At 38.3% G+C, this 15,228-nt stretch carries 2 protein-coding genes; both read left to right on the plus strand.

What is annotated here, in order from left to right; all coding sequences use genetic code 11:
* The first annotated feature begins 24 nt into the window (after nt 1-24).
* Nucleotides 25-3,900: an amino acid adenylation domain-containing protein gene (locus ACQKKK_RS09530; protein WP_427615854.1), complete on the plus strand. Its 3,876-nt coding sequence runs from the start codon at nt 25-27 to the stop codon at nt 3,898-3,900.
* Nucleotides 3,901-3,911: 11 nt separating this feature from the next.
* Entirely contained in the window at nt 3,912-15,215 is an 11,304-nt protein-coding gene (locus tag ACQKKK_RS09535) for an amino acid adenylation domain-containing protein (protein WP_427615855.1), read from the plus strand.
* Nucleotides 15,216-15,228 lie beyond the last annotated feature (13 nt).

Consider the following 15,228-nt stretch of genomic DNA (forward strand, 5'->3'; position numbering starts at 1 on the left):
AATGGTAAAGTAGATCGTAAATTATTGCCGAACCCGGAAAAGCATATTGAAGAAAGTAAGATGATAAGGGGTTATGAGGCACCAAAGACCCAGACTGAGAAATTGGTAGTAGAGGCATTTGAATATGTACTTGGTATGGAAAGAGTAAGTGTAAATGACAATTTCTTTGATTTGGGTGGATACTCGCTTAATGTAATCCGGCTGTGTAATGAATTAGAGAAGAGTACAGGGGTAAGGTTACCACTTAGAGAAATTTTTGATTTAGTTACACCAAAGAATATTGCAGAAACCATTAAAAACTCAAAGGTAAATACGTTTGAAGAAATACCAGAAATAGTAGAAGCAGAAAGCTATTCTATAAGCTCAGCTCAAAAGAGACTTTATCTTTTGGACCAACTAACAGGTCCTGGTACAACTTATAATATTCCTTTAGTAATCAAGCTTAAAGTTAAACCAGACAATGAGCGACTTCAGAGAGCATTGGATCAATTATTAGAGAATGAGGAAATTTTGAGGACGAGTTTCCATATAGTGGATGGCGAGCCAATTCAAAAAATTTCTTCAGATGCAAGAATTGTGCTGGAGCACAGTGAAGTAAATACAGCAGATTCACAGTATATCCAAGATGAATATAATACTTTCGTCCAACCATTTGACCTGTCAAAATCACCACTAATGCGAGCAAAAATACTGGATACTCCAAATGATTCATACTTGTTTTTGGATATTCACCATATTTTATGTGATGCAGGCAGCATGCCAATTATGCTTTACAAAATACAAGAGTTATATGAAGGAAGAAAATTGTTAACACCACGAGTACAGTATAAAGACTTTTGTGTTTGGCAAAATGCTAGAGATATAACAGAACAGGCAGCGTACTGGAAGAAAGAATTCTCTGGTGATATACCAGTCCTGGAGTTAATCATGGATTATCCACGCCCTCATAAACAAAGCTTTAGAGGTGCTAATTTCCGAACACAGGTAGAAGAAAAAGCGAGTATTAAAGTAAAAGAGTTAGCGAAGAAGTATGGTGCAACTGAGTTTATGGTTTTGTTATCCACCTTTTTCTCAATGTTAGGAAAATACAGTCGACAGGAAGAAATTATAGTAGGAACTCCAATATCGGGACGAAACCATACGGATACCCAAGATATGTTGGGCATGTTTGTAAACACTCTGGCAATCAAAGGGAATGTCTGCTCTGATGATACATTTGAGGATGTATTATTAAGTACAAAAGAGAAATGTTTACAGGCATATGATAACAAGGATTATCAGTTCGAAGATTTAGTTGAAGCAGTGGGAGTAAAAAGAGATTTCTCAAGAAACCCAGTATTCGATGTGATGTTTGTATTGCAGGACGATGAGAGAGAGAGTTATTCGGATAGTATTCAATTTGGAACGAGGGAATCCGTTGAAGGAAGTATTTCTAAATTTGATCTTACCTTAACCATGATAAGTGATTCAGAAGGCTATAAGATTGATTTTGAATATTCTACAGACTTATTCAAACCAGAAACGATCGAGTACATGGCAAAACACTTCTTAACACTAATTGAAGGAGTTTTAATGTCTCCGGAAAAGAAGCTGCAGGATATTGCCATGATAGATATGTACGAAGAAGCAAAAATATTGGATGAGTTCAATATGACGGATGCAGAATACCCTCATAATAAGACGATTGTGCAGTTATTAGAAGAGCAGGCTGCCAGAATACCTAATAGTATAGCAATCTCATTTAAAGGACAACAGATGACCTATGCACAAATAAATGAACAAGCGAATGCTCTGGCAAGAAAACTTCGAAAGGACTATAACATTCAACCAAATGATTTTGTGGTTATCTCAACAGAAAAATGTTTGGAGATGGTGGTGGGCATATACGCTATTTTAAAGGCTGGAGCAGCTTATGTACCCGTTGATCCATCTTATCCAGAGGAAAGAATTAATTATATCATTAATGACTGTAAACCAAAGGTAGTATTATGCGGTACAAAAGAACCTGAAGTTGACATTCCTATCATGTATCTTCATGATGAGGCAAATTATAAAATGGAATGCAGTAACCTTGTCCATGTAAATCAATCAAGTGATTTGATGTATGTTATTTATACCTCGGGTACGACTGGCAGGCCAAAAGGTGTTATGGTTCAGCATGTAAATGTAGTGCGATTACTTAAGAATGACAAGTTTAAGCTTGATTTATATGAAAATGATATTTGGGTTCAATTCCATTCTTATTGTTTTGATGTTTCGGTTTGGGAAATTTTCGGAAGCCTATTGAATGGAGCAAAGCTTGTAATTCCTTCTGAAGATACGGTAAAAGATGGATATGCATTTGGAGAGCTGCTGCAAAAAGAAGCGGTAACAATCTTATGCCAGGTACCTTCACCATTTTATACGTTGATCGATGCAATGACAGGACAAACAATAAATAGTTTACGATATGTTATTTTTGCAGGAGAGGCACTTTATCCAACACATTTGAAGAAATGGCATGAGAACAATAGGCATTGTCGTCTGGTTAATATGTACGGGCCTACAGAAACCACGGTATACGCTACTTATCGCGATATTGATGCTGAAGCCATCGAGAGCGGAATTAGCGACATAGGAAAGCCACTTCCAACATTAAAGATTTATATGTTAAATGGAAATGAACTTTGTGGAATTGGAGTTCCAGGTGAGTTATGTATAACAGGTGAGGGTGTATCTCAAGGATATTTAAATCGACAAAACCTGACAGACGAGAAGTTTGTACACAACCCATTTGGAGCCGGAAAGATGTATCGGACAGGTGATTTGGCACGTTGGTTACCTAACGGAAACATTGAATATATTGGACGTATGGATGACCAAGCAAAAATTAGAGGATATCGTATTGAACCAAGAGAAGTAGAAAGCCGTTTATTGGAGCTTGAAGGGATAAGTGAAGCTGTAGTAGTAGTGCGAGAAGACAAAAAGAAAGAGAAATTCTTGTGTGCCTATATAATAGCTGAGACAGAAATAGAAGAAAAGAACGTAAAGATTAAGTTAAATAAAGTGTTACCAGATTACATGGTGCCTGCACATATTATTTCAATTGATACGATTCCACTGACAAGTAATGGTAAACTTGACAAAGCTTCATTACCACAGCCGCAGTATAAGTCAAAGGAATATATTGCACCACGAAATGAATATGAAACTCTGATCGTGCAGGCATTTGAGCACATCCTAGATATTGAAAATATTAGTGTAACTGATAGTTTCTTTGATCTAGGGGGATCGTCACTGAAAGCAGTGTTGCTGTGTAATGAATTGGAGAAAGCTATAGGAGTAAGACTGTCAATTAGAGATATTTTTACTTTTGGTACGCCTGAGCAGATAGCGGAAAATATGGGGTCGATAGAGAACGAGATGTTTGTGGCAATAGAACAAGCTTCAGCAGCTGAATACTACCCTACAAGTTCAGCTCAGAAACGACTCTATCTTCTAGACGAGATGACCGGACCTAACATTAACTACAACGTATCGGATGTCTATGCTTATGAAGAACCGCTAGATAAAGAAAGATTACAGAAAGCTTTGGATAAGCTGTTAAAGCAAGAAGAGATACTGCGAACTAGTTTCCATGTTGTGGACGGTGAACCCATTCAAACGATTTCTCCAGACGCAAGGGTTTTATTAGACTACAGCGAAGTGGACGCAATAGATATACAAACAGAATACGATAAATTTATACAACCGTTTGTCTTATCCGAAGCACCGTTGATGCGTGTGAAATTAATGAAGACAACAACGGCCTCCTATCTATTTGTTGATATTCATCACATTATATGTGATGGAGAAAGCCTGCCAGTTATACTGCATCAAGTGAACGAATTTTATGAAAATGATGGAACTGATCATGAATAAGAGGAGAGTTTATGAATAAAAATTCTAACCGAATTCAATATAAAGATTTCAGCGTATGGCAGAATTTTTATGATATCACAAAACAGGAAGAATATTGGAAGAGGGAATTCGCTGGTGAAATTGCTAGGGTAGATTTGAAGACGGATTTCCTCCGTCCTCAAATCCAGTCTTTCAGGGGAGCCAATGTTGTAGCAAAGGTAAAAGAGCCATTAAGCTCAAGGGTTAAAAATTTAGCCCTAAAGTATAGTGCTACTGAATTTATGGTTACCCTATCTGTGTTCATTTTATTATTAGGCAAATATAGTCGCCAAAAAGATATTATTGTAGGAACAACCGTGTCAGGCCGAGTTCATGCAGATACTAAAGGTATGCTGGGGATGTTTGTCAATACTCTGGTAATAAAGGGAGAAGTTTGTCCTGATGATACATTTGAGCATTTGATTTTAGCTGTGAGGGAGAAGTGTCTGCAAGCTTATGATAACCAAGAATACCAATTTGAAGATTTAGTTGAAGCCGTAGAGAAGAAGAGAGATCTCTCAAGAAATCCGATATTTGATTTTATGTTCGGATTAAAAGAAAAGAAAAAACCGACGGAAATGCAAGGCCTATTTGGCGGAAAAAGTGCATTCATTAAAAGAAATGTTTCAAAGTTTGACTTATCCGTTCTGGTTGAATGTATGTCAGAAGGGTATGAAATTGATTTTGAGTATTGCACAGATTTATTCAAACAAGAAACTATTGAATATATGGCAAAGCATTATGTAACGCTGCTTGAGGAAGCAGTAACACATCCAGAAAAAAAGCTTAAGGATTTGCAAATACTTGATATCAGGGAACAAGAGAAGATATTGGTTGATTTCAATGCAACGAATGTAGAATACTCTCGAGAACAAACAGTTGTCAGCTTATTTGAGAATCAGGTAGAGAAAACAGCAGAAAATATTGCACTTAAATTTGATGATAAAAAGATGACATATGCCGAGCTGAATGAGAGAGCAAATCAGTTGGCGCGAACCCTTCGGGATTTAGGAGTGGTTCCAAACGATTTGGTGGCTTTGGTTACAGAACGTAGCATGGAAATGATTGTAGGAATATTAGCAATCATTAAGGCAGGGGGAGCTTATGTACCAATCAATCCGGAATATCCAGATAATAGAATTGGCTATATGCTGGAGGACAGTAGTCCAAAGATTGTATTGACGTATAAGAATAAGTTGCCAGGGAAGGTAGAGATTCCGGTATTAGATTTAGAAGATGAGAATAATTATGCTAATGAAACGGACAATCTTTTGCATGTTAACAGGTCTAATGATTTGGTGTATTGTATCTACACTTCTGGTACAACTGGAAATCCTAAAGGAGTTTTAATTGAACATCGAAATGTGGTCAATATGTGGGTCACATATAAGGATACATTTGCACTGAACGACAAGGATACGGTGCTGCAATTTGCAAATGTATCTTTTGACCAAGCGGTTGGTGATATCTTCCCTGCACTTTGCAATGGTGCGGCATTATGCATTGTACCAAAAAATTTAACATATGATATGGAGCAACTACAAAACTATATAGATCGAAATAATGTAACAACAGCATCATTGACACCTAAGGTAATAGAAGGGTTGTGTGCTGACGCATTACCGACACTTCGTTTGCTGGAATCAGGTGGTGAGGCAGGTAATCTAGAAAGCTTAAAAGAATGGGCGAAAAAAGTAGAAGTGCTAAACACATATGGCCCTACAGAATCTACTGTAAATGCAACTAGTTTTAGAGTGAATACAGACTCTACTTCAATTACCATTGGACGTCCGATTGCAAATACAAAGGTATATCTTCTAAATGAAATGGAGCTATGCGGTGTTGGAATACCTGGCGAGTTGTGTATTGCAGGAGATGGTTTAGCAAGAGGTTATTTGAATCAGCCAGAATTGACAGATAAGAAGTTTATTAAAAATCCTTTCGGTGAGGGAAAATTGTACCGTACAGGAGATTTGGCACGTTGGCAGCCAGATGGAAATATAGAGTATTTAGGTCGAATAGATGAACAAGTGAAAGTCCGTGGTTACAGGATAGAGTTAGGTGAAATTGAAAGTGTGTTAAGAAAACAGAGTAAAATCGCAGATGCTGTCGTAGTTTTAAAAGAAGTTGGAAACGATGAAATTCTCTGTGCATATCTCATTGCAGAGAAGGGTCAGGAACTAATGATACCCGAAATTAAAGAAGCGATAAGAGAAGAAGTAACGGAGTATATGATTCCTGCCTTTATGATACAGATCGATGAATTTCCACTAACCATAAATGGGAAGCTGGATAAAACTAGGTTGCCAGAACCAGATATGTTAGAAAGCTTGAAATACGTACCACCAAGTAATAAGACGGAGCAAGCAATCGTAGATGTATTTGAGGAAATTCTAGGAGTATCTCCAGTCGGAATAGAAGACAGTTTCTTTGAATTGGGTGGACATTCGTTAAAAGCGACGGCAGCAATTAATGCCATAGAGAAGAAAACAGGGATTCGTTTACCAGTAAAAGAGATATTTAGTTCACCAACTCCTGCCGTGTTGGCGAAAAAGATGGAGGCTGCGGGAGAAGGCGAATATAGTCCAATACCACAAGCAGAACAGAGAGAAACTTATCCAGTATCCTCTACACAGAAACGATTGTTTATTCTGGATCAGATGGAAGGCAGTAGTACAGCATATAACATGGCGTCAGCGCTAGAAGTAACGGGTAACCTTGATTTAGAAAAAATACAACAAGCAATAGATCGCCTGATCAAGCGTCATGAGTCGCTGCGAACAAGTTTTGTAATGACAGAAGGAGAAACATTTCAAGTCATTGCAGATAAGGTATTCTACCAAGTGGAATATGAAGAGACCGACAGCTACAGCGAAGCAGATATGGAACAATTTGTACGCCCGTTTGACATCGGAAAAGCACCACTTATGCGTTTTAAAGTAGTGAAAGAAAGGAATCGTAACAAATATATTTTACTATTTGATATGCACCATATTATTTCCGATCATAAGACTCTAAATATATTCATCGAAGATTTCTCACGATTGTATAACGGTGAAGGATTAAAACCACTTGAAATCCAATACAAAGATTATAGTGAATGGATGCGTGGTAGAAACCTGGAGAGTCAGAGAGACTATTGGAAAGAAGTATTTAAAGAAGAGGCACCGGTTTTGGATTTGGTGACGGACTATCCACGTCCAAAAATCCAAAGTTACAAAGGAGCACAAGTGTCTGTTCAGCTTAGTAAAGAACAAAAAGTTGGAATTCAAAATATAAATAAACAAAATGGAACTACAGATTACATGACCTTATTGGCTGTATTTATGATAGAACTGCATAAATACAGCAGGCAACAAGATATAGTGGTAGGAACCCCCATCTCAGGCAGGGTGCATCAGGATACCGAGACGATAGCAGGCATGTTTGTAAATACGTTGGCAATGAGAGGATATCCAAGGGATGAGAAAACGTTCTTGGAATTTTTAAGCGAGATAAAAGAGCTGGCATTGAATGCGTATGAGAATCAAGAATACCCATTTGAAGAATTGGTAGAGGAAGTAGAAGTACGCCGTGATCTGTCACGCAACCCGCTGTTTGACGTTATGTTTACCATGCAGAATAACGAAGAAATCCATCTTGCGATGGGCGAAGCCCAAGTAGACATGTTGGGAATTCATTTCATTGATGCAAAATTTGATTTGGATTTACAAGCTACAGCGTATGAAGAGGGGTACGCTTTAGATCTGGTATATTGTAGTGATTTATTTACCCAGACTTCAGCACAGGTCATACTGGAACATTTTAAGGTATTGCTAGATAGGGTTATTGCTAACCCTGAAATGAAATTGTCTGAACTAAACATGGTCAGTGAGGTAGAACAACAAAGAATATTAACTGCTTTCAACGATACACATACGGAGTATGCACAGAATCATACGGTAGTAGAACTATTCGAGGCACATACGGAACAGACACCCGAGAAGACGGTAATCGAATACGAAACGGGAGTACTTCGTTATGGAGAAGTAAATCGAAAGGCAAATGCATTGGCATGGGAACTGATTTCGTTAGGTGTCCAGCCAAATGATAGAGTTGCCATCATGACTTCACTGGAAGCGGAAATTATTATTGGAATTTTAGGCGTGCTAAAGAGTGGAGCCTCCTATGTCCCGATTGATCCAGCGTTTCCGAAGGAACGAATAGAGCATATCCTTAACGATGCAGCACCCAAAGTCATATTAACAAGAGAGAAGAAGCTGGAAACGGAAATCCCATTCATCACTATGAATCTTGAAGACCTGGGTGAGAAGGAGAAAAATCCAGAGTGTGCCGTTGAAAAAGACGACATAGCCTATGTGATTTACACATCAGGAACTACAGGAAAGCCCAAAGGCGTGGCGGTTACACGAGGCAATTTGGATCATTACTTGTCATATGCAGATAAAGAGTACCAGAAAGAAGCTTGTACTACGGTATTAATTACAAGCTTAAGTTTCGACCTCTCCGTAACTTCCTTGTATTTACCGCTTATTAGTGGTGGATCTCTTCTATTAAAGGGAGGAGACACGGAGGAAAGGTTAAGTGCAGCATTAAAAGATAACAGGGTAACCTTCCTTAAGCTTACCCCTTCTCATTTAAAGATGCTGGAAACCTATGCAGACGGCGTAGATGTACCGAATTTAGAAACACTGATTGTCGGTGGAGAAGAGTTAACAACAGATACGGCATGGAAAACGCAGAAGCTATTAGGAGAAAGCGTAAAGATTCATAACGAATATGGCCCTACAGAGACTACCGTAGGATGCTGTGATTATGTCTATTCCAAAGAAAAAGATAAGGGTTTAAGTGTAGGAATCGGACATCCCATTACCAATATGCAGCTATATATACTGAATGAGATGGAGTTATGTGGTGTAGGCATTCCTGGTGAGCTATGCATCGCAGGAGACGGAGTAGCCAAAGGATATCTAAACCAGCCTGAATTAACAGCGGAGAAGTTTATCGACAATCCATATAGAGAGGGTAAATTATACCGCTCTGGAGATTTGGCGAGATGGCTGCCTAACGGTGAGATGGAATACCTGGGAAGAATAGATGAACAGGTTAAAATCCGAGGATATCGGATAGAGTTGTACGAGATAGAGAGTGTTTTAAAGAATCAGCCTGGTGTATCAAATGCGGCAGTAATTGCGTTGGAAGCGAGAGGTGACAAGAGCTTATGTGCGTACCTAATAGCGACAGACGGAACTCAGCAACTAGACATTTCTGAAATCAGGGATGGGCTGAGAAAAGAACTGCCGGAGTATATGATACCGGCGTTCATGATGCAGATAGATGCATTGCCACTGACTCCAAATGGTAAGCTGGATGCAAAGGCACTGCCAGAACCAAATGCATTAGCAGGACAGGAATATATGCCACCAAGAACTAAAACAGAGAAAGTAATTACGGAAGTATTTGAAGAAATCTTAGGAGTATCTCCAGTCGGAATAGAGGACAGTTTCTTTGAATTGGGTGGACATTCGTTAAAAGCGACGACAGCAATTAATGCCATAGAGAAGAAAACAGGGATTCGTTTGCCAGTAAAAGAGATATTTAGTTCACCAACTCCTGCCATGTTGGCGAAAAAGATAGAGGCCGCGGGAGAAGGCGAATATAGTCCAATACCACAAGCAGAACAGAGAGAAACTTATCCAGCATCCTCTACACAGAAACGATTGTTTATTCTGGATCAGATGGAAGGCAGTAGTACAGCATATAACATGCCGTCAGCATTAGAAGTAACGGGTAACCTTGATTTAGAAAAAATACACCAAGCAATAGATAGCCTGATCAAGCGTCATGAGTCGCTGCGAACAAGTTTTGTAATGACAGAAGGAGAAGCATTTCAAGTCATTGCAGACGAGGTATTCTACCAAGTGGAATATGAAGAAACCGACAGCTACAGCGAAGCAGATATGGAACAATTTGTACGCCCGTTTGACATCGGAAAAGCACCACTTATGCGTTTTAAAGTAGTGAAAGAAAGGAATCGTAACAAATATATTTTACTATTTGATATGCACCATATTATTTCCGATCATAAGACTCTAAATATATTCATCGAAGATTTCTCACGGTTGTATAACGGTGAAGGATTACAGCCACTTGAAATCCAATACAAAGATTATAGTGAATGGATGCGTGGTAGAAACCTGGAGAGTCAGAGAGACTATTGGAAAGAAGTATTTAAAGAAGAGGCACCGATTTTGGATTTGGTGACGGACTATCCACGTCCCAAAATCCAAAGTTACAAAGGAGCACAAGTGTCTGTTCAGCTTAGTAAAGAACAAAAAGTTGGAATTGAAAATATAAATAAACAAAATGGAACTACAGATTACATGACCTTACTGGCTGTATTTATGATAGAACTGCATAAATACAGCAGGCAACAAGATATAGTGGTAGGAACCCCCATCTCAGGCAGGGTGCATCAGGATACCGAGACGATAGCAGGCATGTTTGTAAATACGCTAGCAATGAGAGGATATCCAAGGGATGAGAAAACGTTCCTGGAATTTTTAAGCGAGATAAAAGAGCTGGCATTGAATGCGTATGAGAATCAAGAATACCCATTTGAAGAATTGGTAGAGGAAGTAGAAGTACGCCGTGATCTGTCACGCAATCCGCTGTTTGACGTTATGTTTACCATGCAGAATAACGAAGAAATCCATCTTGCGATGGGCGAAGCCCAAGTAGACATGTTGGGAATTCATTTCATTGATGCAAAATTTGATTTGGATTTACAAGCTACAGCGTATGAAGAGGGGTACGCTTTAAATCTGGTATATTGTAGTGATTTATTTACCCAGACTTCAGCACAGGTCATACTGGAACATTTTAAGGTATTGCTAGATAGGGTGATTGCTAACCCTGAAATGAAATTGTCTGAACTAAACATGGTCAGTGAGGTAGAACAACAAAGAATATTAACTGCTTTCAACGATACACATACGGAGTATGCACAGAATCATACGGTAGTAGAACGCTTCGAGAAACATACGGAACAGACACCCGAGAAGACGGTAATCGAATACGAAACGGGAGTACTTCGTTATGGAGAAGTAAACCGAAAGGCAAATGCATTGGCATGGGAACTGATTTCGTTAGGTGTCCAGCCAAATGATAGAGTTGCCATCATGGCTTCACTGGAAGCGGAAACGATTATTGGAATTTTAGGCGTGCTAAAGAGTGGAGCCTCCTATGTCCCGATTGATCCAGCGACTCCGAAGGAACGAATAGAACATATCCTTAACGATGCAGCACCCAAAGTCATATTAACAAGAGAGAAGAAGCTGGAAACGGAAATCCCATTCATCACTATGAATCTTGAAGACCTGGGTGAGAAGGAGAAAAATCCAGAGTGTGCCGTTGAAAAAGACGACATAGCCTATGTGATTTACACATCAGGAACTACAGGAAAGCCCAAAGGCGTGGCGGTTACACGAGGCAATTTGGATCATTACTTGTCATATGCAGATAAAGAGTACCAGAAAGAAGCTTGTACTACGGTATTAATTACAAGCTTAAGTTTCGACCTCTCCGTAACTTCCTTGTATTTACCGCTTATTAGTGGTGGGTCTCTTCTATTAAAGGGAGGAGACACGGAGGAAAGGTTAAGTGCAGCATTAAAAGATAACAGGGTAACCTTCCTTAAGCTTACCCCTTCTCATTTAAAGATGCTGGAAACCTATGCAGACGGCGTAGATGTACCGAATTTAGAAACACTGATTGTCGGTGGAGAAGAGTTAACAACAGATACGGCATGGAAAACGCAGAAGCTATTAGGAGAAAGCGTAAAGATTCATAACGAATATGGCCCTACAGAGACTACCGTAGGATGCTGTGATTATGTCTATTCCAAAGAAAAAGATAAGGGTTTAAGTGTAGGAATCGGACATCCCATTGCCAATATGCAGCTATATATACTGAATGAGATGGAGTTATGTGGTGTAGGCATTCCTGGTGAGCTATGCATCGCAGGAGACGGAGTAGCCAAAGGATATCTAAACCAGCCTGAATTAACAGCGGAGAGGTTTATCGACAATCCATATGGAGAAGGGAAGTTATACCGCTCTGGAGATTTGGCGAGATGGCTGCCTAACGGTGAGATGGAATACCTGGGAAGAATAGATGAACAGGTTAAAATCCGAGGATATCGGATAGAGTTGTACGAGATAGAGAGCGTTCTAAGGAATCAGCCGGGTATATCTGATGTAGCAGTTGTTGCATGGGAAGTAGGCGGTGACAAGCGTATATGTGCCTACCTGATCCCGACAAATAAAGAGCAGAAACTGGATATGTCTGAAATTAAAAATGATTTGAGAGAAAAACTACCCGAGTATATGTTACCTGGCTTTATGATGCAGATCGGTGCATTGCCACTGACTCCAAATGGGAAGCTGGATGCAAAGGCACTGCCAGAACCAAATGCATTAGCGGGACAGGAATATATGCCACCAAGAACTAAAACAGAGAAAGTAATTACGGAAGTATTTGAAGAAATCTTAGGAATATCTCCAGTCGGAATAGAAGACAGTTTCTTTGAATTTGGTGGAGATTCTATTAAAGCGATTAAGGCAGTTTCGAAGTTACGGGAAAAAGGGTATAAGCTTTCTTTTGCAGCATTAATGTATCAGCAGACACCAAGAAAGATTGGGGAAAATATTCAAAAGGGAGAAATAAGTCAAGTATACGAACAGGGAGAAATCAATGGGGAAAGTTCACTAACCCCTATACAACTAGAATTTTTCAATAAGTATCACATAGTACCAAATCATTTTAATCAGGCCTTAATGTTAAGAAGTGATGAGCCGTTTGATATACCTAGTTTAAAGACAGCAATTACTGAAATCATTAAACATCATGACGCTTTAAGAAATGTATATGATGGACAACGTCAAATCACGCTGTCTACAGAGGAAAGCAAGCTATATGATTGGTATGAAAAAGATTATACAAAAGTGCAAGATGTATCGAAAGAGATAGAGTATGCCAGCGATAAATTACAGGCAAGCATAGACCTGGCCAAAGGACCTTTGGTAAAAATAGGGCTGTTCCATTCAGACAGTGGAGATCATTTACTAATTTGTGTACATCATCTGGTCATAGACGGTGTATCATGGAGAATTCTGCTGGAGGATTTATTTAGTGGATATCGACAAATACAAGAGACAGGTAAAATCAGGCTGCCAATGAAAACGGCTTCGTACAAGGAATGGGCAGACGCTTTAACACAATATACTAAGAGTGAAGTGCTTTCAAATGAAATAGCATACTGGAAAAATATATCAGATAAATCAAATAGTACTGAGACATTCAAGAGTACACAAACAGCAAGTGGTCAATATAAAAATAAAGTAGTGAAAGTGGACTCTGAAACGACGAAAAAGTTGTTACTTGAAGCTGGAAAGACATATAAAACAGAAATAAACGACTTGTTACTGGCATCGCTGACAATTGCGGTAAAAGAATGGAGAAACTCTAAGTACCTAACCATAGAAATGGAGGGTCACGGTAGAGAGACAATAGATAGAGAGATAGTCATCGATCGTACAGTTGGTTGGTTTACAAGTGTATATCCTATTATTTTGGAGACAAAAGATACTGTTGAAGAAAGCATTTTTGAGACAAAAAAAACATTGAGACAGGTCCCTAATCATGGAATTGGATATGGAGTTTTGAGATATCTTGGTGAGCATAGTGGACTTGAGATGAGCGCAGCAATAACATTCAATTATCTTGGAGAATTGGATAACGAGATAGACAGAATTGAAGGAATATCAATGTCGGGAATGCCATTAGGAAGAAGTATGTCAGAAAAAAATTCATCAGGAATGGGATTGTCTCTAAATGGGGCTGTTTTAAATGGGCAACTTGAATTTGACATAATATATGATACTGGATTGTATACTGACGAAGATGCTCAAACATTTGTGTTGGCATATGAAAGAGCAATTAAGGATGTTGTCGAAACGTGTTTAACCAGAAAAGGAACAGTAAAAATGCCATTAGATGTAACATTTATTGGTGATAACCGTGATGGCGATCTAAAGTGCATGATACAAAAACAGTTGAATTATTATGGAGATAACTATATTAAAACACGTTCTACTTTAGAATGTCCTGTATTGACAGGACATGAAGATTTCTTGCGACCAGATACAGAAATTATTACTGAAATCATAAGAATAGAAGGAACGGCAGAGAATGCTTCTTTGTCAGTCAGAGAAATAATTTCCAGGCATGGGGCATTAAGAACAAAATTAAATCAAAAAATGACCTATTTAGAAGAATACGATTATTCAGATGAATGGGAAATTCCAGTAGTGAAAGGAACCTTAGAATTATCTGCAGAACAATTTAAGGAAATTGTGAATGAAATGAGTTTTCTAACTGACGATAAGCTGTTATCTAGATTTTTAATCGTAGAAATAGATGCAGATAATTGCTTAGTACTTAGTGCAATTCATCATTTAATATGGGATGGAGTCTCACAAGATTTGTTTAAGGTTATGCTTCATGAAACTTTGAACAACAGACTTAACACTCCCAACTATTCTTTCATAGAATATTGCAAAATGATTAAAAAGAAAGTTGATGAACTGGAAATTTCTAATAATCAAGAGTCTAAAATGGAAGAGTATATTGAAGTTGCTAAAAAATCAGCTAATTTAGTCTCTCGACGAGACACTAAGAGGTATACAGAAATTCATGTAAAACTAAATGAGTTACAATATCAGAAATTTAGCGAACAACCCATTAATACAGCAGCAGAATTTATATCAAGGCTTATGTATAGTGACTTACCTGAAGAATTAAATAACATACCTGTTTCTGTTTTGACACATAACAGAGATGAATTCAATAAGGGAATGTTGGGACTAACTTTAAATTTAGATTACTCAATTTATGATAGGAAAAGTAAAATGCAAAAACAGCTTTTATCAGCATCAGAAAAATCGAGTATTAATCAATCTGCAATTACAGAAAAGTTGTTTCTTATAGCACAAAAGTACGGTTTTAATGAAATGTCTAATCGCATTCCAATCATTAATTATCAGGGAGTCCTTGATAAGTTTGCAAGTAGAGATGACATATCATTAGAGAGGATGTTTTTACAAACACAGATTATAGAGTCTGAAGATTTTGGAGTTAGCATGCACTTCTACATTCAAAATAGTACTCTAATTGCTCGCATTACAGGCATTACAATTGAAGAAGAGCTCCTTAATGATGTCATGAAGAATATTTAATGTTGTATCTTAC

The organism is Peribacillus sp. NPDC006672, from assembly GCF_050274955.1.
GTDB lineage: Bacteria > Bacillota > Bacilli > Bacillales > DSM-1321 > Peribacillus.